This is a genomic window from Pseudomonas sp. NMI760_13 (assembly GCF_021283245.1).
Classification (GTDB): domain Bacteria; phylum Pseudomonadota; class Gammaproteobacteria; order Pseudomonadales; family Pseudomonadaceae; genus Aquipseudomonas; species Aquipseudomonas peradeniyensis.
The window spans coordinates 1-23,589 of record NZ_JAJSRC010000013.1 but is presented as its reverse complement, the minus strand read 5'-3'; the positions used below and the strand labels follow the sequence as shown (position 1 = coordinate 23,589).

Here is a 23,589-nt window from a genome sequence, read left to right as displayed (position 1 = left end):
GCCTCAACGGCAGCTATGGGCCGAAAGCGGCCATTCTCGAGTGAGGCCTATCGACCCATAGCGAATCGCCGTGGCTGCCTGACAAAGCAGCCAAGGTGGGGTTGGGCTTTACGTGTGCTTGCCCGGGTCTATAAGTTGCACCCTTAGCCCCAATCAACTTCGCAAGAGGCAAACCTTTGTCGACCGATCCGCTGTGTCTCGTTTTTGTTCCGGCGCTTGTATCCCTGCTCAAGGCGGCGGAGGATCGCAAAGGCTCCCAGCTCAGCGAGGGTGAGGTGCTTGAGATTCGCGATAATGCAACCGCGACAGCAATACCCTTCAGTGTCGCCGTCGCGTTGGAAAGAGAGCGGGGTTACGAGGACATCGTCCCAGAAGAGTGTTGGAAGGAATGGCAGCGAGTACGCTCATTTCTCTGAGCAAACAGTCCTCACACAACCGTTCGGGGCCAGAAATTGCGCAATTACTATCGGAGCGATGGATCAAATGGCGACAGTATCCAGCCTCATCGGCCCTTGGAAAGGTGCGGCGTCGACAACGTTGCTACAGCGTTGTCGAGATGCCTGGGACACGCCTTTTGAAGAGCTTTCAGATCTCATGGTCGCTACTTTTCTGAGCCAGCGAATCGCAGTTCCTCAACTGTTGGTCGAGGCCATGCGGCGGTTGGATTCAGAGCCCCGCGATGACACGGAGTACTTCGATGGCCAACTGGCTGAGGCAGTTTCGGCGCTGAAAGCTGACTGCGTCTGACCGCTAGCTGCCCGACTATGGGTCGATAGCAGCATCACAACAGGACACCAGTATGTATGCATTCCTCAGCCTGTCTTAATCGCCATTTCACAACCACCGAAAGTGGTCGTTTGCAACGTCACGTCCGCCCATCACTCGGCTAGGCTTTCCTTGCTTTCAGCGCCGTGCGGAAAGTTGTTGCGGCGCCAGGAACGCGTCGTGGAAGTAATTGTGGAACGCGTGCATCGCCGGGCTGAATTCCCGCTCGCGATGCCAGGCCAGGCCGACGCTCATGGGGGTGACCTTGTCGCTGATGGTCACTGTTTCGATGCGTTTACCCTCCAGCGACCAGGGGCGGTGCACCAGGTCGGAGAGGATCGCCACGCCGCTGCCGTTGGCCACCATGCTGCGCACCGCTTCCACAGAGCTGGTGCGGATTCGCACGTTGGGCTGCTGGTGGGCATGTTCCCAGTAGCGCATGGCGCTTTGTTCGGCTTCGTCGACGGTAAGCAGGATGAAGGGCTCCTGTGTGACGTCGGCAAGGCTCACGGCCGAGCGTTCGCACAGCGGGTGATGACTGGGCAGCCACAGCCGGCGCTCGGAATTGAACAGGGTTTTCGAGACGATGTCCGGGTGGGTCAGGTTCGAGGTCAGCACCACCGCCATGTCGAATTCGCCTTCCAGCAGGCCTTGCTCGATGGCCTGGCGCTCCCGTTCGTGCACTTCGATGGCCACGTCCGGGTGCCAGTGTTCCAGGCGTTGCAGGTGGTGCGGCAGGAAGTAGCCGATCACCGTGTAACTGGCCGCTACCCGCAACAGGCCGGTGGCGCGAACGTCCGGCAGCGGGCTGTTGAGGGCGTCGTCGACGCTGCGCAAGATCACGTAGGCCCGATTGAGAAAGTGCCGTCCGGCATCGGTCAGGCTCATACCCTGGGCCGATCGCTGGAACAGTAGCGTGCCGAGCATGCCCTCCAGTTCCTTGATCGCAGTGGTCACCGCCGACTGGGAAATATTCAGATGAATCGCAGCTTGGGAGATTTGCCCGATCTCGGCCGTGGCGACGAAGTAGCGAACCTGGCGCAGGGTCAGTGACATGAACACTCCGCTTGATGAGGTATCTGATTTTCAGAAGATATCCCCTCGGATAATAGATCTTCCCAAGGGGGTGGCTGGAACTTAACGTGCTCTGCATGAAGTCACAAGCGTCAGGAGCACGTGTCATGCAGGCAGTAGATTTCAATTCGGACATGGGCGAAGGCTTCGGTCCGTGGACGATCGGCGACGGGGTCGACAACGAACTGATGGGCTTCATCAGCTCGGCCAACATCGCCACCGGTTTCCATGCCGGCGACCCCGGCACCATGCGCCGCACGGTCGAGCAGGCCAAGCGCCTGGGCGTGGCCGTCGGTGCCCATCCGGGCTTTCGTGACCTGGTCGGGTTCGGCCGCCGCCACATCATTGCATCGGCCCAGGAGCTGGTGGACGACATGCTGTATCAGCTGGGCGCCCTGCGTGAGCTCGCCCGAGTTCAAGGCGTGGCCCTGCAACACATCAAACCTCACGGTGCGCTGTACATGCACCTGGCCCGGGACGAAGAAACGGCGCGCTTGCTGGTAGAAAACCTGCAGCGCCTGGAGCCTGAACTGCTGCTGTATTGCATGCCCGACTCGACGATCTGGCGCATCGCCACGGAGCTTGGCCAGCCAGTGATCCGCGAGTTCTACGCCGACCGCGAATACGACATCAGCGGCTCCATCGTCTTCACCCGCAATGTGCGTGCCTACGACCCCGCGCAAGTCGCTGCGCGGGTACTGCGTGCCTGTCAGCAAGGCGTGGTGCGCACGGTGGAGGGTGAAGACCTGGCGATCGAGTTCGACTCCATCTGCTTGCACAGCGATACACCCGGTGCCCTGGCACTGGTCGAGGCCACCCGCAAAGCGCTCGATGGCGCGGGGATCGAGGTGCGCGCACCGCGATAACGCAACCGAAGACACCTGGCACGCAGACGCCAGGGTTTGCTCGACACACAGATTTTTTGCCTGCCTTTCTACAACTATTCCAAGAGGAACAGACATGGCGCAGCACACAGTCATCACCCCATTGCCGGGGACGTTCTACCGCAAGGCCACCCCGGAGTCGCCGAACTACGTCGAGGCCGGTGCCAGCGTCAGCGCCGACACAGTGATTGGCCTGATCGAGGTCATGAAGCAGTTTTCCGAACTGACCGCGGGTACGGCAGGGCGTCTGGACGCGTTTCTGGTCGAAGACGGTGATCCGGTGGAGCCGGGTCAGGTCATCGCGACACTCGAAGACGCGTGAGGGCACGACCATGACCCAAGGCATTGGTAAACTGCTGATCGCCAACCGTGGCGAGATCGCCGTGCGGATCATCCGTGCCGCGAAAGCGCTCGGGATTCCAACCGTGGCGGCGTGCAGCGAAGCAGACGTCGATTCCCAGGCCGCGCGCATGGCCGACGAAGTGCACATCCTCGGCCCGGCCCGCGCTGACAAGAGCTACCTCAATGTCGAGGCCTTGCTCGGTGCCCTGAAGGCCACCGGGGCCAACGCGGTGCACCCCGGTTACGGCTTTCTTTCGGAAAACGCCGAATTCGCCGAAGCGGTACTCGCGGCTGGGGCGATCTTCGTCGGCCCATGCCCCGAGACCATCCGCCGTATGGGTGACAAGGCCGAAGCCCGGCGCACCGCGCAAGCGGCGGGCGTGCCGGTGGTGCCCGGTTCTCCCGATGAACTGTTCGATGTGGAATCGGCGCTCGAAGCCGCCAAATCCGTCGGTTTCCCGCTGCTGATCAAGGCCTCGGCCGGAGGCGGCGGACGCGGCATTCGCCTGGCGCAAAACCTGCAACAGTTGCGCGAAGAATTCCCCCGTTCCCAGCGCGAAGCCCAGGCCGCCTTTGGCAATGGCGCGGTGTACCTGGAGCGCTTCATCGGCAAGGCCCGGCATATCGAAGTACAGGTGCTGGGCGACGGCAAGCAGGCGGTGCACCTGTTCGAGCGCGAATGTTCGCTGCAACGCCGTCGCCAGAAGATCTTCGAAGAGGCGCCGTCGCCGGTCCTCGATGCGCAGCAGCGCGAGGCCCTGTGCGCGAGCGCCGTGCGCCTGACCGAGGCGCTGGGATACAAGGGCGCCGGTACCCTTGAGTATCTGTACGACGACGCCACCGGCGAGTTTTTCTTCATCGAGATGAACACACGGATCCAGGTGGAACATCCGGTCAGCGAACTGATCACCGGTATCGATTTGGTCCAGGCCATGCTGCGCATTGCCGGTGGCGAGCCACTGGGACTCAAGCAAAGCGATATCGAGATCAACGGCGCAGCCCTGCAGATGCGCCTGAACGCCGAAGACCCAGCACGGGATTTCTTCCCAAGCCCAGGGCTTGTGCAAGCGCTGAACTGGCCACAAGGCGAGGGCGTGCGTGTCGACAGCCATCTGTATGAAGGCTACCGGGTACCGCCATACTATGACTCGCTGCTGGCCAAGCTGATTGTTCATGGCCGTGACCGCACCGAAGCTCTGGCCCGCGCGCGACTGGCGGTCGAGCAGACCACGCTCACCGGCATGGCCAGCACCTTGTCGTTGCATGGCGAACTGTTGGAGCAACCCTGGTTGCACACCGCCGATTTCCACACCGGCACTTTGGAAACCTGGCTGGCCGAACGCCGCAGTGGAGGTGCAGCATGAGCAGTCCGATTCGCTACAGCTTTGGCGCCGACGAACATCTGTTTGCCGAAGTCAGCGAGAGCATGTCCCTTGAAGCCTTCTTCAAGGGCATGGCGGTCACCCGCGCGGTGGAGCGTCTGGCCCTCGATGGCGTGCTCGACGTGTGCTTGGCCAACGCCTCGTTCCAGATCCGCTTTGACCCGGATCGCATCGCGCCGGCCGATCTGCTTGAAGCGGTGAAGGGGGCCGAGGCCCAGGCCGTGGCCGAGCGCACCCTGCACACCCGGATAATCGAAATCCCGGTGCTCTACAACGATCCCTGGACCCACGAAACCCTGATGCGCTTTCGCGACCGCCACCAGGACCCGAATGCCACGGACCTGGAGTACGCCGCGCGCATCAACGGCTTGGCCGACGTCGAGGCGTTCATCGCCGCCCACAGTGGCGCGCCGTGGTTCGTGTCGATGGTGGGCTTTGTGGCGGGCCTGCCGTTCATGTTCCAGATGGTCGAGCGCGAACGCCAGTTGCAGGTGCCCAAGTACCTGCGACCGCGTACCGATACGCCGAAGCTGACCCTGGGCCATGGCGGCTGCTTCGGTTGTATTTACTCGGTACGTGGCGCCGGTGGTTACCAGATGTTTGGCGTCACTCCGGCACCGATCTACGACCCGCAGCAGAACCTGGCGTACCTGAAGGAACACATGGTGTTCTTCCGTCCCGGCGACATCGTGCAGTTCAAGCCGATGGACCGCGATGCCTATGACCACGCCGTGGCCGAGGTCGAAGCCGGGCGCTTCGATCTGCGTATCCGTCCAGTGGAGTTCTCGCTCGATGCGTTCCTTGCCGACCCGATCGGCTATCCCAAGTCGCTGCAGGAGGTGCTGGCATGATCAAGGTGCTCAAACCCGGTCTGGCCACCTCGGTGCAGGACCTCGGCCGCGAAGGCTACTACCATCTGGGTATCCCGCCTTCCGGGGCGCTGGACCAGTACGCCCTGAGCGCGGCCAACCAGTTGGTGGGCAATCCGGCCAATTCGGCGGCGCTGGAGTGCACCTTGCTGGGGCCGGAGCTGGAGTTTCAGCAGGACGCCCTGGTGGCGGTATGTGGTGCGCAGATGACGCCGAAGGTCGATGGCGTGGACATGCACTTGGACACCGCCTTCGAAGTGAAGGCCGGGCAAGTGCTGCGTTTCGATTTTCCCAAGGCTGGCGCGCGGGCTTATCTGGCGGTGGCCGGCGGTATCGATGTGCCGGTGGTGCTCGGCAGTCGTTCCACCTACGCGCTGGGGGCGCTGGGTGGTTTTCAGGGGCGCAGGCTGGTGATTGGTGATGAACTGCCGATCGGCGCCGCCAGCGGCAAGGGCCGTGCCGGGGCGAGCCTGCCCATGGCCTTGCGACAGTCGCTGGGAGGGGAGATCACCCTGCGGGTGGTACCGGGGCTGTACTACGAGCGCTTGACCCTGGCGGCGGCGGACAGCTTTTTCGCTGAAGCCTGGACTGTCGGCTCGGAGGCAGATCGCATCGGCTATCGCTTCAAGGGTGGCAGCCCGCTGAGCTTCCAGCCTCGCGAGCAGCCGTTCGGCGCAGGCTCCGACCCTTCGAATATCGTCGACAGCTGCTACCCGATCGGCTCGATCCAGGTGCCGGCAGGGCTCGAGCCCATCATTCTGCACCGCGATGCGGTGTCCGGTGGCGGCTACGCGATGATCGGCACGGTGATCAGCGCCGACCTCGACCTGGTCGGCCAGATGCAACCCAACCAGAAGGCCCGCTTCGTTGCGGTGACGCTGGAAGAGGCGCTGCAAGCCCGACGGTCCTACAAGAAAAAACTCAGTTGTCTGAGTAAGCTGTTCCCTTCCTGATCTGCCCGCCGCACTGCGCGGGTAAAGCCAAAAAGGTAAGCCAACGCCGCCCTTCGTTACGGGGCGGCTGCCCGCGCTTCAACCTCTGACTTGCGGCGCCGCGCAAGGTCGGTATCAGCCGTCAGTGATGGTCTGGCCTCGGCTACCAGGCTTGCGCATGAGGTTCTGGACCTGCCAGCGCAGGAAACAGCGGCAGCACTTCTTCGGCCAGTTCCTGGATGATTTCCAACGGCGGGCGCCGCGCCATCTGCATGCCCAGTGCCGCATGATTGACCCCGGCGTCACGCCACTCATGCAGCAGATCGATCAGGCCGTTTCGACCGGTGCGCAACACGTAGCCGCCTTGTTGCGGCGTGCGAGGGAAGGTCGGGTCCTCATCCAGGTCGATCCATTCATTGGTGACATGCGGGCGGAAGCCTCCATCGGGAATGAGCGCCCGCCAGGCACTGATCTTCTCGGCCAGGCGCCGAGGGCCAAGGATATTGTGGGTGGTGTCGGGGTAGGTGATCCAGCCGTCGGCCTGCTCGCCAAGCCATTGCAAGGACTGGCGCGATGAACCGGTCACCAGCAGCGGGATCCGTCCAGTGACGGCTTTGGGGAGCAGTTGGGCGCCATCAAGCTGTCCCAGTGGCGAATGGATCGGTGCAGGATGGCCGGCCAGCAGTCGGCGGAAGTAGTCCACGCTCTGCGCGAAGCGCTCCCCTCGACCGTCATGGGTCAGGCCATAGGCCGGAAACTCCACCGGTCGATCGCCCGAGGCGATGCCCAACACCAGGCGTCCACCTGACAGACAGTCCACGCTGGTCGCGGCTTTCGCCAGGTCGACAGGGTGACGCAGCGTGAAAATCGCGCTGCCGGTTGCCAGGGTGATCCTGCGGGTATGGGCCGTCAGATAGGCCAGGTAGGTGAACGGATCGAATACCTGGCCGGCATCACCGAAGGCAGGGTCGTACAAGGGCACATCACGTACCCAGGCGGCGGCAAAGCCCAGGCGGTCGATCTCGCTGAGCAGTTGCGCCTGTCCGTGCAGCACGCCCATATCGCCGTCATAGAAACGAAGCGGCAGGAAGATGCCCAGGGTCAACTGACCGTGGGCGAACATACGACGGTAACCGGGATGCAGGGCGAAGGCATCGGCGCTGGCGCCCTGGGTGCTGATAGGGGTCATGGACATTCCTTGGTCGGGGAGTCAGGGGCCGGTGGCGGGCGCCGGGAGACGAATGCCGCGTTGCACGGCGGGACGCTGCTCGATCTGCCGGTACCAGCGATTCAGATGGCGGTAGGAACTGAAGTCGAAGCCAACGATCTCGGCGATGTGCAGCCAGGCGAAGCTGGCGATATCTGCAATCGAATAGGATTCGCCGGCCAACCATGGGCGGGTTGCAAGCTGCTGGTCGAGAAGTGCGAAGGCATCCTCGGTGAGGGCGCGGTAGCGCTTCTGCGCCGCAGGATTGGGGATGGGCTCGAAACACTCGAAGTGCACGCGCTGACCCAGCAAGGGGCCCATGCTGGCGCTGTGGTGCATCAGCCAGGTGATTGCCGCCCAACGCGGTTGCGCGGCCTGTTCGAGCAGCTGGCCGCTGTGTTGCGCCAGGTACAACAGAATCGCGGCTGATTCGAACAGCACAATGCCGGCCTTGCGGTCTATCAGCACCGGGATGCGGCCTGCCGGGTTGAGTGCCAGGAAGTCTTCGTGGCGATGCTCGCCCAGGTCGATGTTCACGTGGACCAGGCGATAAGGCAGCCCCAGCTCCTCGAGGGCAATGGTGATCTTGAAACCGTTGGGGGAGCTGTCGGTGTAAAGCACAAACGCAGGGTCCGGCATGTTATTCACCTTAATAAAACTGATTCGAATGTGTCTGGCACAACGCTATGCTAGGTATCGTCCAGGTGGTTTACGAACGATCATTCCACTTGCTCAGATCAGTTTTTCTAAGGTTGGTATTGCATGGGTGCCGTGTTGCCGTTGCTTGCGTTGCGTGCCTTTTCCGAAACCACTCGCCTGGGCAGCCTGAAGGCCGCCGCCGAGCGCATGGGCGTGACCCCGGGTGCTATCAGTCAACAGATTCGCCTGTTGGAAGATCGCCTCGGAGTCACCTTGCTGACCCGCAGCCGTTATGGCGTGCAGCTCACAGAGGCGGGCGCGAGTCTGTATCCGGGGCTGTCGCGTGGGTTTGGCCAGATCGAAAGCGCGCTGCTCGATCTTCAAGCCCTGACACGGGCCAACACCCTGACGATCAGCACCCAGCCGTCATTCGCGTCCAGTTGGCTGGTGCCGCGGTTGGCTGACTTCAATGCGCTGCATCCGGAGATCGACGTGCAGGTGCAGTCCACGGCCGAGCTTGTCGATCTGCACCGGGAGCCTGTCGATATTGCCTTGCGTCATGGTCTGGGCGATTACCCGGGGCTGGAGTCGATACCGCTGCTGGCGCCTGTGCTGCTGCCGGTGGCCAGCCCTGGCCTGCTTGCTGGCGGGCCGGTTTTGGAGGCGCCGCAGGACTGCTTGCACTACCCACTGCTGCAGGATGCTGAGCGTGCCGACTGGACGCTGTGGTTGCGGGCTCATGGTGTCGAGCCCGATCACCGTAGCCGCCGGGGACCGAGCTTTGACGAGGATCTGCTGTTGGTGCGTGCGGCTGTCAGTGGGCAGGGTATTGCTCTGGTACAGGCGCAGCATGCCGAAGAGGACCTGAGAAGTGGCAGGTTGGTGGTGGCGGTGGACCGGGCCTGGCCTTCGCGGTTTGCTTATTACCTGGTTGGTCGCGGGGAGAGCATGCGGCGAGTGCCGGTGCGTGCGTTTGTTGCGTGGATTCAAGCGCGGGTTGAGGCTGAGGCGGTATTGGGTGGTCGTGCTGGAGGGGCTGACTCAGGTGTTTCGTCGTAAGGTGTTGATGACGGAACTATGTGGGCAGGGGGCAGGGCTGGACGGGTGGAGCTCAGGCGTGGGCGGCGCGAGTGTCCGCCTCGGGACGAAAGTAATTGCCCGCTACCGGCAGCTATCGACCCATAGCAGAACTTGTTGCGAATGATGGCTATAGGCTACTCTCACGCTGGGTTGATAGTGGGGATATAGCTGCCTTCTAGGGCATCCCGTCGGGCCAGTAATAAATTCAAGGATCGAAATGAGTACCGCGAAGATTTCTGCGCCAATCTCAGGTGACAAGGCATACCAGATACGTGCCCGCGCCGCTCTTCCTATACTTGTTCGTCAAGCAGAGGCCGGTGTCCCAATTTCTTACTCCGATCTTGCTGAGGAGCTTGGAATGCCTAACCCTCGTAACCTTAATTACGTTCTTGGGAGTATTGGTCAATCGCTAGAAGGGCTCTCAAAAATATGGAAGGTGAAGGTTCCACCTCTTCAGTGTCTTGTAATCAACAAAAATACAGGACTACCAGGAGAGGGTATTGGTTGGTTTCTCGTGAAAAAAGAGGATTTTTCAGCACTTCCGCTCCGCCAGAAACGTGTCATTGTTGAGGCAGAGCTCGCGCACGTTTTTTCCTTTTCTCGATGGGACATGGTTCTTAAAGCTTTATCACTTGAGCCGGTGACGTGCGATTTTTCACCTGTTTTGAAAGAGGCCAGTCGGGGCTATGGATCGGGAGAGAGCGGGGAGCATAAGGCGCTCAAAGAGTATGTGGCTTGCAATCCGCAAGTCATCGGGCTCAGCTCTAATACACCAGTGGGTGTAACCGAATACAGGTTGCCTTCCGGTGACACTCTTGACGTCTCGTTCACTAGCAAAGCGGTTTGGATAGCTGCTGAGGTCAAATCTGCCATATCAGCGGAGTCTGATATAGTAAGGGGGCTATTCCAATGCGTTAAATATAGAGCTGTTATGGATGCAGTGCTGCTTGCTGAAGTGCGCCCTCACGTCGCGAAAGCCATCCTTGTGTTGGGAGGGAAATTCCCTAAATCACTTATACCTCTGAGAAATCTTTTCGCCATTGAAGTAATTGACGGCATCGTACCTCCAGCGAACAATCACGAATGCGATCCTGCTCATTTGAATAATACTAAAAAAGTAGATCTGCTTGGTGTTGTTTAGGTTGCACGTAAATTTACGGCTGTTATGGTGACGCGCCGTACAGTCCGTTCTCGACCCGGGGCTGCTCTTCAAGACGGACAGCTAACGGCAAGGAGCAGACGTTTTGTCCGATGACTGATAATGTCAAGTGTTTATCAATTAGGAACCAGCAAGTGCCAGAAAATTCGCTAAGCAAAATCGAAAGAATCCATATGGTGGTTCAGATCCTTGCACAAGCCGTGACCATTATCGCTGCAATCGTCGTAGCGGTGTGGGGTTATTACTCTACTGTGTATGTAAAGAAAGAAAAAGAAGTAACAGAGTATACATTGAAGGAAATGGATCAGAAGACCACAAAAATACCACATATCCAGGTAAAGGTCGAGCCAACGGCTCGGCCACTAATGGATGGGCAGACCTTGCTCCAGGTTAAGGTTGTTCTTTCTAATATTGGCAACAAGGAAAGCAAAGTAGACTTGGACGATGACTCCCTGACGCTGGTGCCAGTCGAGTTTTCTGATGGGAAACCGCTCTTCCAAAAACCAATTAGTCTACTTTCGGGTCGCTATTTTGGAACCCTCAACCGTACACCGCTAAAATTCGTTAATGTTGGAGCAGGTGAGAGCTACGAGATCACATTCGTACAGACCATCGAAAACCCAGGTATTTACCTCATTCACTTTCTCGCGCTTAACGGTATAGATCCCTCTCCGGGGGACCTTTTGATCACAGGTGGGGTGCCGTACAAGTATTCCATTGGTGCAGACCAATACCTAGTTGTGCAATAGGTCACCTCTCCTCTCAGGGAGTCTCCGCTTTTGGCCGCTTTCTGCTTGTCGGCACTGGCTGATGTGGGAAGAAAGCGGTCAGTGGTGAGCGGCTGCTTTCGACCCATAGCTGTCCTTCACCAAAAACAGCTACTGGCCATAAGTGGCCGGTCTCTCGGTAAATATATGCCTCCGTTTCGTCTTTACTCAAATATGTTTAAGGCTGTAATGTCGAAATGGCTAAGAGCGCTAGTTGTGACTGCAAGAATAAACAAAACCCAAGGTATCACATAGTCAGGACCATCCTCCTTCTCAAGAATAAATCTCACCAGTCTCCACGATTTGAATCGCAACCAACGATACTGCTCGTAAAAAATCTTATAATTCCTGAAGTATAAGTCGCCATGTTGCCCTCTATCATATTGAACCTGATATTCAAGCCTTAATTGATTCCCTTCATAACCGAAACCTAACGGAATAACCGAAAGGCACTCCCTGTTGTAAGATTCTATTTGGTGCTTTTGCGCGTAATTCTCGCGCTCTTGCTGAAAGGCTTCCCTATGATGCACTACGTAGTCGGCTTCAGCTTTTTTCTTTAGTGTCTTGAATATGCTGGAGGTTTGATTTGAAAAATTGCCAATGGCCAAATGGTTAATGAATCCATGTCTAATCCTGTTTTTTGAGCTTAAATAGAATCGCCATGCAAAATAAACTAAGGCGGCATGAGCCGCCCAGAGTAGGGCTTTAGGATTTTGTACTTTATAGTTTATTATCGAAAGTCTAATTGAGTCATCTGCAGGGCTTAAGGCAAGCAACCAATACAAAACAAACATCAGGGATATTAATTTTAGATTTCGCGAGTGATGGTTTGGTTCGCTATACATATGCCTTTCGCCTAGATTGAGTGTTCATTTTGCTTGTGCGAATGGAAGTTCTATTTTTCCTCGCGCGCGACCGACCCTTCAGAATGAATTCTAGGCTGCGAACTAATCCGCCAATCCCAGTTGCCGCTCATTAGGAACAGAGCGCAGTGTGAACCGATCCCTCAACCGAATGAATTATCCAGCCAGCATCAAGCATGAGTGGATGCTCAAGAGAAAGGTTGGCATCACCTGTCTTGTACCAGTAAGATATCTCTTTGAACTCCTTGATTTCACCCGATTGGCTGATTAGCTTACCCGTAAGCTCGTATTTACCACAACTGGTAGTGCAAGGCATCGTTACATTGAATGGTATCCACCAATGATTCACTTCTTTCTGGAAAGGTTTTCCAATTGTGAAGGATACTCCATTCGCTGGAGTTGCTGGAAGCATTGGAAGAGGAGGTAGAGGATTGCTGTCTGAATGAATAACTTTAATTGCTGTAAAGTGGATGACCGTGTAACCACAGTTTCCGCCACCCCTATATGAAGTGGGATAGGGTTGTGCAAAACCGAATCGCCCATCGTTTGGGCCTGTTTTACCTGCAAGGGCCTCTGCCGTACTTTGAATGGAGCCACCGTGGGCAGGACAGGGCACGCGAGTTCCTGTGCCCCAGTCGTCTCTCTCTCCTTGGAACCCCCAGGAGCCTGAGATTTCGAGCTTCGGCCAGGGCGAGATTGGAATGGACTCTGCCACACCAAAAAGTAACGCTTTCAATAGATTTTTGTCTTTCTCTCCAAAGTCAATTGCTCCTCCAGCGTTCCCGCTGTACGCCGCAGATGAAACTTGAAGTAGGTTTCTGAGTCGATATTGAAGGAAGCTTTCACCATAGTACTCTGTGGTTCCACTTGCGTTGTTCATCATGTTTCGTAATGCATTTTTTGCCTCCGCCGTCGCAAACTCCAAGTACGGCGTCATTTCTTGCGCGGCAGCTACGAGTCCAGGAGATGTTGCAGCCGTGGGAGAGAGCATTCCTCGGACGAGCGCCGTTTGATCTTCCAAGATGAGAATAGACCGAGCTATGTTATCAATCGCCGGCGGGTAGGGGCTCTCCAAATCGATGTGTTTTTGTGAGGGCCAGTTCTTTGCTTCTGAATACCCCATCAGATCAGCGAAAATTGGAACTGTACTACCGTCCAATCCCGTCGCTCCATATACCTCGCTCGCGAATACTTGCATCCGCTTTATCAGGTCAGTAGGTGTCGCTGTATAAATTCCGCCAGCTTCAGGCGTACCGATTTTCCCACCGCTCTGCGCGTACTTAATGTGGACCCTGCGGCCGCCTACCAGTGAAGTCACCTTCGACTCCATACTGGCTTCTCCCTTTGCGGCTCCCACTGCCGCCTTAATTTCCGCCCTAAATTCCTCTGAGCTCCGAGTTTCCGTCGAGGAGAACTCGAGAACGCAAGCGAGTTCTCCTCCGTGATATAATGTCCGGATAAATTTCGACCCGAATTTATCATAGAACTCGGCTGCGGATTGTCCATTCAGAATATCCAAGGTTTCGTCTGACAGATAAGCATTAACTATCGTGCTTTCTTTCGCAATAAAACGTGCCTTTACGGCGACGTATGCGCAGTCGCTTCTCATCGTCGTCGACTTCATCATTGAGAGGCTAGCACTTCCACCGGAAACACCTGAGCTCCCGTAACTCGCCGACGCAGAGACATTTAGCGCTTCAGAAAGTTCGGAATAATTTTCAACGTATTCGAAAGCATAGTCTGGCCTTACGGACATATTTGGCTTAGGTGTTGAGTTATCAATCACGGCACCATTTTTCATTCTATTGGTGCGGACTGCATAACCCAGTCCGAGTGAAACCGCGCCTGTTATAGGGATTTGTGCCGGATCGAGCGCATCCGAAGGAGAAGATAACGGGCGTCGTGTTTCCAGGGCATTCAATGGCTGATCGGCTTTGCTTGTCGTATTAGTCATTATTTATCTCCGCGCTAGTTATTAGAAGGAGCGACCAGGCAAAAAACTCACATTACAAAAATAGGTTGTATTTATTTTTCTACATGAGTGCATAAAAGATCCTCCAGTATTTTGCTTGTAGCACACCTTTCACATTGCGCGCGCCCGGATAAACAAAGCACTTATCGGGAGATCTGTGGCAATAATTATTCTCCTTCAATTATTCCGGGGTGATGACTGGCGTGCCAGCTAAGGGATCCTTTGTCACCCATAGAGGGGATCATTTCAATAGGTTTGACATTAAGCTAAATCAAAATACAGAATGCTGCTGCGTATTTATTGATAAAGAGGTGGTTTTTCTGTGCCGGCGCTCCTCTCCAGTACCCGCTAGATTTTAACTAAAAATTATCAGGTTTTAATCGCCTTCATGTCCTATTTTGCTTTATGTTGATAGTCATGTAATCATTGTGGTTGCGACCTATAAAATTATTTAACCTCACGGAAATTTGCATAACCGACTCTGCAGGTTGATTTAACGAAATCCCTTTTAACCTCTTCCATGCTAGCGATGTGCGCTGACGCTTAGCCCGCACTCACTGAGAAACCTTTAGGAAAGACCTGCAGATAGCCTCCCAAGGGTGACATGCCATGCATTTTGGCTCGACCTATTCTGTAGTGTAGATATCAATGAGCCCAATGCCAGCCAACACATCCTCAGCCCACTGCTTTTTTTGCTGCAAAGCTAGTCCCTTCGCACCAATTTCTCGCCATCGCATTCGTTCTTGAACTGTTAGCGATGTGACAGCAGGTAGCGTTTTGGCTGAAGTCTTTAGGCTGCAAGCCCGTAAGGCAGACGTATTGTTTATGGGAAAGGCAGGCTCACGGCACCTCGCCTATAGCCGTTCGTGAATAACTGCTTTGGGTCGATAGCAGCCGATCACGGATGGTCAAGTCGCAGGCTCGTAGCTTGCTGTCGAGGGCCAGATAGAACAGCGCAAAATCACGAGTTTGGAGCCTACCTGAATGACTCAGATATCTTTGAGCCGGAGCGGGGCTTTCTGCCCGACCAATTTCCCTTTGTTCCAAGGCTGATGGCTGCTGGTCGTAATAGTGTTCATCGCTTGTCCTCCATGTGAGGAAGGACAAGGATGGTCAGACCGATCCAGAAGTACTAACGACTCATAGCTATCCCTCTCCGCACTGACCGAAACAGGCAAAAGCAAAAATCCGGAGTGCCTGATCCTGAAACAGCTTTACCCCCGTTTCACTCAACCACCGGCGCATGCTCTGCCATCAACTCGATTATCCAGTCGATAAACACCCGCACCTTGGCGCTGACATGGCGATTCGGCGGGAAGGCCAGGTACATCGGCATTGGCGACATGTGCCAGTCTTCAAACAGCGGCAGCAGTTCGCCGCTGCTCAGGTGTGGCTTGGCCATGTACTGCGGCAGCCAGAGCATCCCCAGGCCAGCCAGACCGGCGGCAAGGTACGCATTGCCGTCATCGACCGTCAGTTGCGGGCGGGCCTGGACCTCTATGCGCTCCTCACCTCGCTGCATCGCGTAGGGCAAGGTTTTACCTGTTCGAAACCAAAGAAAGCCGATGGTTTTGTGTTGGCCTTCCTCTAACTCACAGGGGTGCACCGGTGTCCCGAAGCGCTGCAAGTAGCCGGGCGTGGCATACATGCCGAGCTGCAAGTCGCCCACATGCCTCGCCACCAGGGACTGATCGGTGATCTCGCCGCCACGTACCACGCAGTCGACGTTTTCACCAATGATGTCGACGATGCGATCACTCACGCCCACGGTCAGCTGGATTTCTGGATAACGTGCAAAGAACGCCGGCAAGGCGGGTATGAGCAGCATTCGCGCCAGCGGGCTGGGGACATCCACCCGCAGCCGTCCGCGCGGTGTCATGGACGCGCTGGACAAGCTGGTCTCGGCGTCGTCCATGTCGACCAGTAGCCGGACCACGCGTTCGTAGTAGGCCGCGCCGTCAGCGGTGACATTGACCTTGCGTGTGGTGCGGTTGAGCAGGCGCACGCGCAGCCTCGCTTCCAGCTGCTGAATGAGCTGCGTCACGGTGGTCTTGCTCATGTGCAGAGTGGCGGCCGCCTTGGTGAAGCTGCCGGTTTCCACCACTCGGGCAAACGCCTGCATTGCATCGAATCGGTCCATTCCACGCCTCGTTCGCACCTGGATTGTTTGGAGTATACAAACAGTCCTGGCCAGAGCTGCCCGTTTATCCAGGTAGGTGGCCTTTTTATAGTGGCCTCACCGTAAACACCGGGCCGCGAAGGCCCAGAACGAGGTAGGTAATGTCCAGCAAACGTGATGTTGTTTTCCCTCCCGATCGCCTTGCTTTGTACGAGCTGCACCGCTACTCGCCGGCGATTCGCTCCAACGGTTTTCTGTTCGTATCCGGTCAGGTCGGCAGCCGCAAGGATGGTTCGGCCGAGCCGGACCTCGCGGCGCAGGTTCGCCTGGCTTTCGCCAACCTCAACGCGATCCTCGCCGAGGCCGGCAGTAGTTTCGAGGATGTGGTTGATACGACCATCTTCATGGTCGACCCCGACTCGAAGTTTGAAACCATCTGGGAAGTGGCGGCCGAGTATTGGGGCGAAGCGCCTTATCCTACGGTGACCGTTATCGGTGTGACCTGGCTGTCCGGCTTCGACTTCGAGATCAAGGTGATCGCGAAACTGCCGCAATAGAGGCGGGCCAGCCCCTACTTCCGGTTCAAGTCGCAGGGCGCGTTCATGCTATTTAGCTGCACTCGGTCGGCCCCCGGTTACCCGTCGGCCAGACGGTAATGGCGGTTCGCCTTGCGGGGGCTATCGTTGCTTGTCTGGGCGACGACTACCGACCGAGGGCGGTGCCATGAACACGAGTGATCTACTGGAACAGTTGCTTCGGGCTGGGCAGGGCGCGCAAGCGCAACAAGGGCGCGGCGGCATGTCAGCGCAAGATGGACTGGGTGGCTTGCTGGGTGGGCTGCTTGGCGGTGGCAGTGGAGCAGGGGGTGGTGGTGGTCTTGGTGGTTTACTGGGCGGCATTTTGGGTGGCGGTGGTGGCAACGCTGGCGCTTCCGCTCAGGGACGCTCTGCTGGTGGCGTCAATTACGCGGCTCTGGCGTCGTTGGGCATGATGGCGTTCCAGGCTTATCAAAGCTGGCAGCGCAGCCAGGCGGCAGCCCCGCAACAGGCCGTGCGTACCGTGGATCAATTGTCTGGCCCCGAGGCCGAGGATCACAGCCATGCGATCTTGCGTGCGCTGATTGCGGCAGCCAAGGCTGACGGTCGCATCGACCCGCAGGAAGAACAGTTGATCTACGCCGAAATCAAACGTCACACCAGCGACCCGCAACTGCAGCAGTGGCTGGACGAAGAAGTCAGCAAACCACTCGATGCCGCCGAGGTGGCGCAGTCGGCCCAGGACCCGGGCATGGCTGCGGAAATGTACCTGGCCAGTGTGATGCTGGTGGATGACCAGCAGGACGCGGAGCGGGCCTACCTTGATGAGTTGGCCAGTGCGTTGGGGATCGATCCGACGTTGCAGGTGCATCTGGAGCAGCAGGCGAAAGGGGCCGCCTGATCGGGCTGAAGTGCTCTTGCTGTCTATCAATCTAAAGCCTGCGCAGGCAAGGCCCGAGAGATTGCGCGTACGCTCAGACTCTTCGTCTCGACCAGGAGCGGACATTGCTCCAAGGCAGTGTTTTCAACGCAGCCTGATTGTTGGGCTGCGTGGGAGCGGGCTGGCCCCGCGATCACCGGCAACGCCGGTGCCATACGCCGCATCGCGGGGCCAGCCCGCTCCCACGTTGGTAAGGCTTGTAACGTTGTTCCCTGCACGACTGCGTAGCCCTTTGGGCCTGGCGATCTCTTACAAGAGCCGGACCTGGGCTTCAGCCCACCTCCGTGAACCGCCGCCGCGTCACGAACAGCACCACGCCCAACGGCACGGCCAGGAGCGCCAGCAGCTCCAAGTCAAAGCCCAGCAACTGCTGCTGGCCGACTTTGAAGATGCCGACCAGGCCCGCAGCCAACAGCGCCACGCCCAGCCACTTGCGTAAGGGGTATGGTTTCAGAAACTGAACGAGGAGTGCGCCCAGTACCAGAAGGATGGCAGCTTGCATGATGTAAGGCATGTGCAGCTCCTCAGACCTTGATGACCAACGTCACGCCGGAACGCTGCGGGCCAATTCCGCCATGAACCTCTCCCTCGATGCTGACCAGTACGTCGCCTGCATGCAAGTTGGGTAAGGCCCCTTTGAGGTACCAGTTCATACCTGTCGTAACCGCTGCAGCGGAAGCCCAGCCAATGACCGGCCCGCCCAAAGCTCCCACCTTCCCGGCAGCAGCACCTGAGGCTGCAGCAATTCCTTTGGCGACGTTGCCGCGCAGGGTGTTGATGGTATCGGCTTGCTGCCGGGTCAGGGGGTTGGAAATGCGGACTGTCAGCAGGCAAGGCAGGTTTCGGGCCTGCATCCGGTCATATAGATCCACGACCATGTTGTTGACTTGGTAGTGGGCGCGTTTTGCTTCGCCAAAGTGCAACTCGCGCAGGCGGCCTCGGTCACTTTCCATAAGGGTAATTTGCGAGAGATTGAAGACGATCCCTTCATCGGTCCTGTACTGCGTGGTCCTCTCGAACTTCATGCGCGTGTCCATTCGTGCAAAAAGAAGGGATTTTCTACAAGCGGTGGGGTAGATGCAAACTGTCTTTTGGATAGCTGGTTGAGGGGTAGGAGAGCGAATTCGTGTCGCGTCCTACAGGGCTTAATCAGATTTTCCCTATTTCGAGTAGTCCATTTCCGAAGCATGCTTTGGCCGCTTTTACGCCCTCCAACAGAGGTCTAGTCTCGCAGGGTCGCTGCAAAAAGTAGCGGCCGGGTCTGCAAGCCTGAGCGGGACAACTAGATCAGCGCCACCCCTTGCCATTGGTCTCAAGCCATTGGCAGTGCGTTATGGTGGCTGCGTACGGGTGGCCTTCGGGTCAGCCGGGCTTACTCTAGTTGCCCCGGTCTTGCAGGCCCGTACGTAGCCGCCACCCTATCGCCTGCAAGCGATGGGCTGCGGTCCGATCAGCGCAACTAGAGAATTTCATCATGCTCAAGATCGTCCCGGATCCACCCCCGTCCGCTGAATCCCCTCATCTCCTTGAAGACACGTTGGTCCAGGCCACCGAGTACGTCATGTGCGCGCTGGCCGTCGCCCATCAGTCGTTCAGCCATCTGCCGAAATCACCGGCCACTCTGGTGATACTGACGATGATGCACGAGCTTGATGCCACTCGCATGCTGCTGGAGTCGGCACTGGTTCAGCTCCAGATGAGTGCGCGACCGCCGTCATACACATTGCACTGATAGAGCTGCCACAGGTCCCAGGTTCCGCGCGCAATCAAAATTGCCGGGGCCGCTGCGCAGCCCTTTCGCGGCGCAAGGCCGCTCCTACAGGGTCGAGCTAAATCAATGAGTTACGGTTAGTTTCACGAGAGAGGATTTCGCAAATGGACAACGAAACCCCTGCAGACCACGGTCAACTCGGTTGGACCGTCGGCACCTGCACCTGCCTGGAAGGCGCCACCAAAGGTACGCGCCTGTTCCGCGTAGAGCCCGGCAACTGCGCGAGCCACGCCATGGAGCAGGCTTCCGTGCTGCTCGACAGTGCACGCCGGGCTTCCTTCATCGGTGTGATGGACAACGAACCGGTGTTGGTCTGGGCATCGCACTACCTGGGCGATATGGCCAAGGCATTGATGGATGATGCGCATATGGGGATGTTGAAGAAGGTGTGAAACAGGCCCCGGTGGTCTGGGTCGGCCAGCCGCACCGATCCAGGTCACACTTGGAGGTGCGCTTCAACCGTGTGCCTTGATCACTGGGCGCTATCGAGGTCTTTTAAGATCTCTGTCAAATAAGGTTTGGTATAGCGCTCTGACGGCTGTATGTGTTCCGAGTCCCCTGGACGGTGGTATTCCCCGTCATCGAATGCCAGGTAGATGTCAAATGCCGGCTGTGGCATCTGCTCGTCCATGCTCAGTTCGACGATGGCGGTGAATAGGCCATTCATGATGTTATCGCCAGCCTCATACGATATTGCCCCCGAAATGAATCGTCGGGCCGTTTCGATTGATAGGGCATTGAGCAGATCGGCAGATCGCAGTTCTGGGCTTCGGCAGTAAACCGATAAATCGTCCAGGGTCAGCGAGCGATCGTGCGCTGTACCTAGCAAGGCATCGGTATCGGAGTGTGGGACCGGTGTGAGCATCAGCGACGAACCTAATGTATTTCAAGACTGGGGGTGCCGGATCTCGAATCGCTTGCCGGGCAGGCTAGTCCCAGTACATTTCGATGTTTTCCTGCACTCTGAACTCATCCAGCACGCTGTGAAAATGCGACCTTTCAAAAGTCAGGCTGGGTATCGCGTCGAACCAGTCAACAGCAGGGGCTTCGACAGTGACCAGGTCTTTCAGCAAGCCAAATCGGCTCCAGTGAACGGCATGCTCATGGGCGCGTTGCTCAGCGACAATCACGGTACAAGTGAGGTCCAGGTCATCCGAGCAAACCAACAAAGGCACCAAGGTCTTCCATCCAGGAGCCGTGGAATAGATCCGGTCCCAGATCAACAAGGTGTCTTCATCACTGTGCAAACCTGAGTGGGCGGCTACAAGGTGGAGTTCGGCATCCGCATTCTGCCTGGGTAGCCAAACCTCAAGGGGTGATCCGTCAATCGCAAAGGTTGGGTAGTAACCTTGGCTGTACTTGGACTTGTGACTGGCAATTGATAGCCGGTTGAACATTCAGTTTCTCGCTCTGCTGAAGCTCACATAACTTACTGCTTTTGGCTGTGAATGTCTGCCAAGGGGTGAGCAGTGAGTAGGGCAGGGCCCGGCCAATGATTTGTTGGTACGTCCTACAGGGATGAATCAGATTTTCCCTATTTCGAGTAGTCCATTTCCGAAGCATGCTTTGGCCACTGTTGCGCCCTCGAAGTGGCGGCTAGTCTCGCTGGGTCGTTGCCAAATCAACGACCGGGTCTGCAAGCCTGCGCGGTATTACGATGGTGCTCACCATGAGCCTCGGCGTCGAGTCGTGGGTCTCGCTTTATGGTGGCTACGTGCGGGTGGCCTTTTGGTCAGCCGGGTTTTCGCCTCGTAATGCCCCGGTCTTGCAGACCTGCACGTAGCTGCCACCCTTCACCTGCAAGTGAAGAGGTGGCGGTCTGACTAATGCATTGCGAGGTGTTTATGCTCAAGATCGTCCCGGATCCACCCCCGTCCACCGAATCCTCCTATCTCCTCGAGGACACCCTCGTCCAGACCACCGAGTACGTCATGTGCGCACTGGCCGTTGCCCATCAGTCGTTCAGTCACCTGCCGAAATCACCGGCCACTCTGGTGATGCTGACGATGATGCACGAGCTTGATGCCACCCGCATGCTGCTGGAGTCGGCTTTGGCCCAGCTCCAGATGAGTGTGCGACCGCCGTCATACACATTGCACTGACAGGGCTGCCACGGCCCCCTAGGCGATCATCTAGCCATGTAGGAGCGGCCTTGTGTCGCGAAAGGGCTGCGCAGCAGCCCCGGCGATTTTGATGGCGGCTCGGAACCTGGGGCCGCTGCGCAGCCCTTTCGCGGCGCAAGGCCGCTCCTACAGAATTGAGCTAAATCAATGAGTTATGGCTTTTCCACGAGAGAGGATTTCGCAAATGGACAATGAACCGGTGCTGGTCTGGGCATCGCACTACCTGAGCGATATGGCCAAGGCATTGATGGATGATGCGCATATGGGGATGTTGAAGAAGGTGTGAAACAGACCACCGGTGGTCTGGGTGGTCAGCCGAACCGACCCGGACCACACTCGAATGCCCTCAACACCTTTTATCGTGGCGACAAGCCCGTATAGTGCCTAGCTGTCATCAGTCAAAGGAGTGGTCATGAAACAAGCAGCACATCGCCCGGAGAGGGGAATCTGATGCGTATCGCAACGATCCTCGCGGCAGTCGGGACTACCTTGTCGTTGATGTCGGCGTCGCTGTCGGCGTCACCCGGCCAGCCTTCGTCTCCGTTACACACTGATCAGCAGCGTATCTCGGTCCAGGTCGAAGGCGAGGGCAGGGATGTGATCCTGATTCCGGGGCTGGCATCGTCTCGCGAGGTATGGGCTGACCTTGCCGCTCGGTTACGCCAGAACCACCGTCTTCACCTTGTGCAGCTCGCAGGCTTTGCCGGTTTGCCTGCGGTGTCCGATAGCGAAGGGAAAGTGGTCGCTCCGGTGGCCGAGGCAATTGCTGACTACATCCGCACCCAGCATATAGAGGCACCCGTGATCATCGGTCACTCACTGGGGGGAGAGGTTGCATTGATGCTGGGGGCTCGTCATCCCGATCAGGTTGGGCGCTTGATGATCGTCGATGCGTTGCCGTTCTATACGTTGCTGATTGACCCTTCGGCCACCAGCGAAACCGCTACGGCGCAGGCGGCAGCAATGCGTAGTTCGCTCTTGTCGGCATCGCCGGAGCAGAGCGAAGCGATGCAGAAGGCATCCATCGCCCGACTCGCCAAGACCGAGGCGGTCAGGCCAGGGGTGGTTTCTGCGGGGATCAGCTCTGATCGCAAGACCGTGGCGGATGCAGTGTATGAGTTGATGATCACTGATCTGCGTCCCGAACTCGGTCGCATCAGCGCGCCGGTCGAAGTCGTTTATGCATACGACGATTTTTACGGTGTGCCTGCATCCAGCGTCGATGCAACGTTCCGTCGGGCCTATGCCTCGACACCTGATATCCATTTCACCCGCATCGATGACAGTTTTCATTTCGTCATGCTCGATCAACCGGAACGGTTTGCCAGCGTTGTAGAAACCTTCCTCAAAAAGTAAGCAGTGCGGAGCCCGGCCAATGATTTGTTGGTGCGTCCTACAGGGATGAATCAGATTTTCCCTATTTCGAGTAGTCCATTTCCGAAGCATGCTTCGCCCACTGTTGCGCCCTCGAACTGGCGGCTAGTCTCGCTGGGTCGTTGCCAAATCAACGACCGGGCCTGCAAGTCCGTCTGAACATCGAACTGTACTCACCTTCGAGTCGCTGGCGTTTTCCAGTGGCTGTGCTCAATGGTGGCTACGTGCGGTTGGCCCTCGGGCCGGCCGGGTTATCGCTCGATGTTCCCCGGACTTGCAGACCCGCACGTAGCCGCCACCCATCCTCCTGCAGGTGAATGGGTGTCTGGTTGATCATTCATGAACGTCGAGTATGAAGTCATGTTGAAGATCGTCCCAGATCCACCCCCGTCCGCTGAATCCCCTCATCTCCTTGAAGACACCCTCGTCCAGGCCACCGAGTACGTCATGTGCGCAGTGGCCGTCGCCCATCAGTCGTTCAGCCACCTGCCCAAATCACCGGTCACCCTGGTGATGCTGACGATGATGCACGAGCTTGATGCCACCCGCATGCTGCTGGATTCGGCTCTGGCTCAGCTTCAGATGAGTGCGCGACCGCCGTCATACATATTGCACTGATAGAGCTGCCACAGGCCCCAGGTTCCGCGCCGCAATCAAAATTGCCGGGGCCGCTGCGCAGCCCTTTCGCGGTTCAAGGCCGCTCCTACAGGGTCGAGCTAAATCAATGAGTTACGGTTAGTTTCACGAGAGAGGATTTCGCAAATGGACAACGAAACCCCTGCAGACCACGG

General features: G+C 57.5%; 27 protein-coding genes and 2 pseudogenes. 18 read left to right on the top strand and 11 right to left on the bottom strand.

Annotation, left to right across the window (positions count from 1 at the left end):
- The first annotated feature begins 176 nt into the window (after nt 1-176).
- Both LU671_RS15240 and LU671_RS15235 read left to right on the top strand, forming a co-directional pair.
- Nucleotides 177-416, top strand: a complete 240-nt coding sequence (locus LU671_RS15240; RefSeq protein WP_232856093.1) for a hypothetical protein — start codon at nt 177-179, stop codon at nt 414-416.
- A 67-nt stretch (nt 417-483) separates the two neighbouring features.
- Nucleotides 484-747, top strand: coding sequence for a contact-dependent growth inhibition system immunity protein (locus LU671_RS15235; protein ID WP_232856092.1), 264 nt, complete (start codon nt 484-486; stop codon nt 745-747).
- Nucleotides 748-903: 156 nt separating this feature from the next.
- On the opposite strand, the gene LU671_RS15230 is transcribed toward LU671_RS15235, so the two are convergent.
- A complete protein-coding gene (locus tag LU671_RS15230) occupies nt 904-1,821 on the bottom strand; it encodes a LysR family transcriptional regulator (protein ID WP_186732303.1) in 918 nt (305 codons plus the stop codon).
- A 125-nt stretch (nt 1,822-1,946) separates the two neighbouring features.
- Here LU671_RS15230 and LU671_RS15225 point away from each other — a divergent pair, with 125 nt between their 5' ends.
- The 5 genes from LU671_RS15225 to LU671_RS15205 all read left to right on the top strand — a co-directional run bounded on the left by LU671_RS15225 (nt 1,947) and on the right by LU671_RS15205 (nt 6,269).
- Nucleotides 1,947-2,705, top strand: coding sequence for a 5-oxoprolinase subunit PxpA (locus tag LU671_RS15225; RefSeq protein ID WP_232856091.1), 759 nt, complete (start codon nt 1,947-1,949; stop codon nt 2,703-2,705).
- Between the two features lie 94 nt (nt 2,706-2,799).
- Complete coding sequence (locus LU671_RS15220; protein WP_186712444.1) at nt 2,800-3,045, top strand: acetyl-CoA carboxylase; 246 nt, start codon at nt 2,800-2,802, stop codon at nt 3,043-3,045.
- Between the two features lie 10 nt (nt 3,046-3,055).
- Nucleotides 3,056-4,429, top strand: a complete 1,374-nt coding sequence (locus LU671_RS15215; protein WP_232856090.1) for an acetyl-CoA carboxylase biotin carboxylase subunit — start codon at nt 3,056-3,058, stop codon at nt 4,427-4,429.
- On the top strand, nt 4,426-5,298 hold the full coding sequence (locus LU671_RS15210; RefSeq protein WP_232856089.1) for a 5-oxoprolinase subunit B family protein: 873 nt from the start codon (nt 4,426-4,428) through the stop codon (nt 5,296-5,298). Before LU671_RS15215 ends, LU671_RS15210 begins: the two co-directional genes overlap by 4 nt.
- Nucleotides 5,295-6,269 (top strand): biotin-dependent carboxyltransferase family protein, encoded by a 975-nt coding sequence (locus tag LU671_RS15205; protein ID WP_232856088.1) that lies wholly within the window; start codon nt 5,295-5,297, stop codon nt 6,267-6,269. The genes LU671_RS15210 and LU671_RS15205 overlap by 4 nt, the downstream gene beginning before the upstream one ends.
- Nucleotides 6,270-6,411: 142 nt before the next feature.
- Here the strand turns inward: LU671_RS15205 and LU671_RS15200 are convergent, their stop codons facing one another.
- Both LU671_RS15200 and LU671_RS15195 read right to left on the bottom strand, forming a co-directional pair.
- Nucleotides 6,412-7,437 (bottom strand): LLM class oxidoreductase, encoded by a 1,026-nt coding sequence (locus LU671_RS15200; RefSeq protein WP_232856087.1) that lies wholly within the window; start codon nt 7,435-7,437, stop codon nt 6,412-6,414.
- A gap of 21 nt (nt 7,438-7,458) precedes the next feature.
- The gene (locus LU671_RS15195) at nt 7,459-8,094 is read right to left on the bottom strand and encodes a glutathione S-transferase family protein (RefSeq protein ID WP_232856086.1); all 636 of its coding nucleotides are present in this window, start codon (nt 8,092-8,094) and stop codon (nt 7,459-7,461) included.
- A 123-nt stretch (nt 8,095-8,217) separates the two neighbouring features.
- Here LU671_RS15195 and LU671_RS15190 point away from each other — a divergent pair, with 123 nt between their 5' ends.
- The 3 genes from LU671_RS15190 (at nt 8,218) to LU671_RS15180 (ending at nt 11,082) form a co-directional block, all read left to right on the top strand.
- Complete coding sequence (locus LU671_RS15190; RefSeq protein WP_232856085.1) at nt 8,218-9,153, top strand: LysR substrate-binding domain-containing protein; 936 nt, start codon at nt 8,218-8,220, stop codon at nt 9,151-9,153.
- 238 nt (nt 9,154-9,391) lie between these two features.
- The gene (locus tag LU671_RS15185) at nt 9,392-10,315 is read left to right on the top strand and encodes a hypothetical protein (RefSeq protein WP_232856084.1); all 924 of its coding nucleotides are present in this window, start codon (nt 9,392-9,394) and stop codon (nt 10,313-10,315) included.
- Nucleotides 10,316-10,506: 191 nt separating this feature from the next.
- Nucleotides 10,507-11,082, top strand: coding sequence for a hypothetical protein (locus LU671_RS15180; RefSeq protein ID WP_232856083.1), 576 nt, complete (start codon nt 10,507-10,509; stop codon nt 11,080-11,082).
- Nucleotides 11,083-11,264: 182 nt separating this feature from the next.
- Here LU671_RS15180 and LU671_RS15175 read toward each other — a convergent pair whose 3' ends face one another.
- From LU671_RS15175 to LU671_RS15160, 4 genes and pseudogenes are all read right to left on the bottom strand, one after another.
- On the bottom strand, nt 11,265-11,945 hold the full coding sequence (locus LU671_RS15175; RefSeq protein WP_232856082.1) for a hypothetical protein: 681 nt from the start codon (nt 11,943-11,945) through the stop codon (nt 11,265-11,267).
- Nucleotides 11,946-12,075: 130 nt separating this feature from the next.
- Nucleotides 12,076-13,917 carry a hypothetical protein gene (locus tag LU671_RS15170; protein WP_232856081.1) on the bottom strand — a complete coding sequence of 614 codons (1,842 nt, stop codon included), beginning with the start codon at nt 13,915-13,917 and terminating at the stop codon, nt 12,076-12,078.
- A 924-nt stretch (nt 13,918-14,841) separates the two neighbouring features.
- A pseudogene (locus tag LU671_RS15165) lies at nt 14,842-15,014 on the bottom strand (integrase); the annotation flags it as partial.
- 146 nt (nt 15,015-15,160) lie between these two features.
- Entirely contained in the window at nt 15,161-16,075 is a 915-nt protein-coding gene (locus LU671_RS15160) for a LysR family transcriptional regulator (protein WP_232856080.1), read from the bottom strand.
- Between the two features lie 140 nt (nt 16,076-16,215).
- Here LU671_RS15160 and LU671_RS15155 point away from each other — a divergent pair, with 140 nt between their 5' ends.
- Together LU671_RS15155 and LU671_RS15150 are read left to right on the top strand one after the other, a co-directional pair.
- The gene (locus tag LU671_RS15155; RefSeq protein ID WP_232856079.1) at nt 16,216-16,611 is read left to right on the top strand and encodes a RidA family protein; all 396 of its coding nucleotides are present in this window, start codon (nt 16,216-16,218) and stop codon (nt 16,609-16,611) included.
- Nucleotides 16,612-16,777: 166 nt separating this feature from the next.
- On the top strand, nt 16,778-17,491 hold the full coding sequence (locus LU671_RS15150; RefSeq protein ID WP_232856078.1) for a tellurite resistance TerB family protein: 714 nt from the start codon (nt 16,778-16,780) through the stop codon (nt 17,489-17,491).
- A 310-nt stretch (nt 17,492-17,801) separates the two neighbouring features.
- On the opposite strand, the gene LU671_RS15145 is transcribed toward LU671_RS15150, so the two are convergent.
- A complete protein-coding gene (locus LU671_RS15145; protein ID WP_186732316.1) occupies nt 17,802-18,044 on the bottom strand; it encodes a hypothetical protein in 243 nt (80 codons plus the stop codon).
- A gap of 10 nt (nt 18,045-18,054) precedes the next feature.
- Entirely contained in the window at nt 18,055-18,555 is a 501-nt protein-coding gene (locus LU671_RS15140) for a hypothetical protein (RefSeq protein WP_232856077.1), read from the bottom strand.
- Between the two features lie 449 nt (nt 18,556-19,004).
- Here LU671_RS15140 and LU671_RS15135 point away from each other — a divergent pair, with 449 nt between their 5' ends.
- Together LU671_RS15135 and LU671_RS15130 are read left to right on the top strand one after the other, a co-directional pair.
- Nucleotides 19,005-19,262, top strand: a complete 258-nt coding sequence (locus LU671_RS15135) for a hypothetical protein (protein WP_203652529.1) — start codon at nt 19,005-19,007, stop codon at nt 19,260-19,262.
- 143 nt (nt 19,263-19,405) lie between these two features.
- Complete coding sequence (locus LU671_RS15130) at nt 19,406-19,693, top strand: DUF3077 domain-containing protein (RefSeq protein WP_203652530.1); 288 nt, start codon at nt 19,406-19,408, stop codon at nt 19,691-19,693.
- Between the two features lie 80 nt (nt 19,694-19,773).
- Here LU671_RS15130 and LU671_RS15125 read toward each other — a convergent pair whose 3' ends face one another.
- Together LU671_RS15125 and LU671_RS15120 are read right to left on the bottom strand one after the other, a co-directional pair.
- Nucleotides 19,774-20,166, bottom strand: coding sequence for a hypothetical protein (locus LU671_RS15125; RefSeq protein WP_232856076.1), 393 nt, complete (start codon nt 20,164-20,166; stop codon nt 19,774-19,776).
- Nucleotides 20,167-20,230: 64 nt separating this feature from the next.
- Nucleotides 20,231-20,698 carry a hypothetical protein gene (locus tag LU671_RS15120; protein ID WP_232856075.1) on the bottom strand — a complete coding sequence of 156 codons (468 nt, stop codon included), beginning with the start codon at nt 20,696-20,698 and terminating at the stop codon, nt 20,231-20,233.
- 447 nt (nt 20,699-21,145) lie between these two features.
- Here LU671_RS15120 and LU671_RS15115 point away from each other — a divergent pair, with 447 nt between their 5' ends.
- From LU671_RS15115 to LU671_RS15100, 4 genes and pseudogenes are all read left to right on the top strand, one after another.
- Nucleotides 21,146-21,403: a hypothetical protein gene (locus LU671_RS15115; RefSeq protein WP_232856074.1), complete on the top strand. Its 258-nt coding sequence runs from the start codon at nt 21,146-21,148 to the stop codon at nt 21,401-21,403.
- A gap of 223 nt (nt 21,404-21,626) precedes the next feature.
- A pseudogene (locus LU671_RS15110) lies at nt 21,627-21,710 on the top strand (DUF3077 domain-containing protein); the annotation flags it as partial.
- A gap of 164 nt (nt 21,711-21,874) precedes the next feature.
- Entirely contained in the window at nt 21,875-22,780 is a 906-nt protein-coding gene (locus LU671_RS15105; RefSeq protein ID WP_232856073.1) for an alpha/beta fold hydrolase, read from the top strand.
- 378 nt (nt 22,781-23,158) lie between these two features.
- A complete protein-coding gene (locus LU671_RS15100) occupies nt 23,159-23,416 on the top strand; it encodes a hypothetical protein (protein WP_232856167.1) in 258 nt (85 codons plus the stop codon).
- Nucleotides 23,417-23,589: the final 173 nt, after the last annotated feature.

Bases quoted from the DNA above. Each gene is read 5' to 3' on its own strand.
- LU671_RS15225 (WP_232856091.1), top strand. From the start codon at position 1,947: ATGCAGGCAGTAGATTTCAATTCGGACATGGGCGAAGGCTTCGGTCCG.
- LU671_RS15115 (WP_232856074.1), top strand. From the start codon at position 21,146: ATGCTCAAGATCGTCCCGGATCCACCCCCGTCCACCGAATCCTCCTAT.
- LU671_RS15195 (WP_232856086.1), bottom strand. From the start codon at position 8,094: ATGCCGGACCCTGCGTTTGTGCTTTACACCGACAGCTCCCCCAACGGT.
- LU671_RS15200 (WP_232856087.1), bottom strand. From the start codon at position 7,437: ATGACCCCTATCAGCACCCAGGGCGCCAGCGCCGATGCCTTCGCCCTG.
- LU671_RS15145 (WP_186732316.1), bottom strand. From the start codon at position 18,044: ATGCCTTACATCATGCAAGCTGCCATCCTTCTGGTACTGGGCGCACTC.
- LU671_RS15155 (WP_232856079.1), top strand. From the start codon at position 16,216: ATGTCCAGCAAACGTGATGTTGTTTTCCCTCCCGATCGCCTTGCTTTG.
- LU671_RS15230 (WP_186732303.1), bottom strand. From the start codon at position 1,821: ATGTCACTGACCCTGCGCCAGGTTCGCTACTTCGTCGCCACGGCCGAG.
- LU671_RS15175 (WP_232856082.1), bottom strand. From the start codon at position 11,945: ATGTATAGCGAACCAAACCATCACTCGCGAAATCTAAAATTAATATCC.
- LU671_RS15215 (WP_232856090.1), top strand. From the start codon at position 3,056: ATGACCCAAGGCATTGGTAAACTGCTGATCGCCAACCGTGGCGAGATC.
- LU671_RS15150 (WP_232856078.1), top strand. From the start codon at position 16,778: ATGAACACGAGTGATCTACTGGAACAGTTGCTTCGGGCTGGGCAGGGC.
- LU671_RS15220 (WP_186712444.1), top strand. From the start codon at position 2,800: ATGGCGCAGCACACAGTCATCACCCCATTGCCGGGGACGTTCTACCGC.
- LU671_RS15120 (WP_232856075.1), bottom strand. From the start codon at position 20,698: ATGTTCAACCGGCTATCAATTGCCAGTCACAAGTCCAAGTACAGCCAA.
- LU671_RS15140 (WP_232856077.1), bottom strand. From the start codon at position 18,555: ATGAAGTTCGAGAGGACCACGCAGTACAGGACCGATGAAGGGATCGTC.
- LU671_RS15125 (WP_232856076.1), bottom strand. From the start codon at position 20,166: ATGCTCACACCGGTCCCACACTCCGATACCGATGCCTTGCTAGGTACA.
- LU671_RS15170 (WP_232856081.1), bottom strand. From the start codon at position 13,917: ATGACTAATACGACAAGCAAAGCCGATCAGCCATTGAATGCCCTGGAA.
- LU671_RS15185 (WP_232856084.1), top strand. From the start codon at position 9,392: ATGAGTACCGCGAAGATTTCTGCGCCAATCTCAGGTGACAAGGCATAC.
- LU671_RS15235 (WP_232856092.1), top strand. From the start codon at position 484: ATGGCGACAGTATCCAGCCTCATCGGCCCTTGGAAAGGTGCGGCGTCG.
- LU671_RS15100 (WP_232856167.1), top strand. From the start codon at position 23,159: ATGTTGAAGATCGTCCCAGATCCACCCCCGTCCGCTGAATCCCCTCAT.
- LU671_RS15160 (WP_232856080.1), bottom strand. From the start codon at position 16,075: ATGGACCGATTCGATGCAATGCAGGCGTTTGCCCGAGTGGTGGAAACC.
- LU671_RS15205 (WP_232856088.1), top strand. From the start codon at position 5,295: ATGATCAAGGTGCTCAAACCCGGTCTGGCCACCTCGGTGCAGGACCTC.
- LU671_RS15190 (WP_232856085.1), top strand. From the start codon at position 8,218: ATGGGTGCCGTGTTGCCGTTGCTTGCGTTGCGTGCCTTTTCCGAAACC.
- LU671_RS15135 (WP_203652529.1), top strand. From the start codon at position 19,005: ATGCTCAAGATCGTCCCGGATCCACCCCCGTCCGCTGAATCCCCTCAT.
- LU671_RS15210 (WP_232856089.1), top strand. From the start codon at position 4,426: ATGAGCAGTCCGATTCGCTACAGCTTTGGCGCCGACGAACATCTGTTT.
- LU671_RS15105 (WP_232856073.1), top strand. From the start codon at position 21,875: ATGCGTATCGCAACGATCCTCGCGGCAGTCGGGACTACCTTGTCGTTG.
- LU671_RS15180 (WP_232856083.1), top strand. From the start codon at position 10,507: ATGGTGGTTCAGATCCTTGCACAAGCCGTGACCATTATCGCTGCAATC.
- LU671_RS15130 (WP_203652530.1), top strand. From the start codon at position 19,406: ATGGACAACGAAACCCCTGCAGACCACGGTCAACTCGGTTGGACCGTC.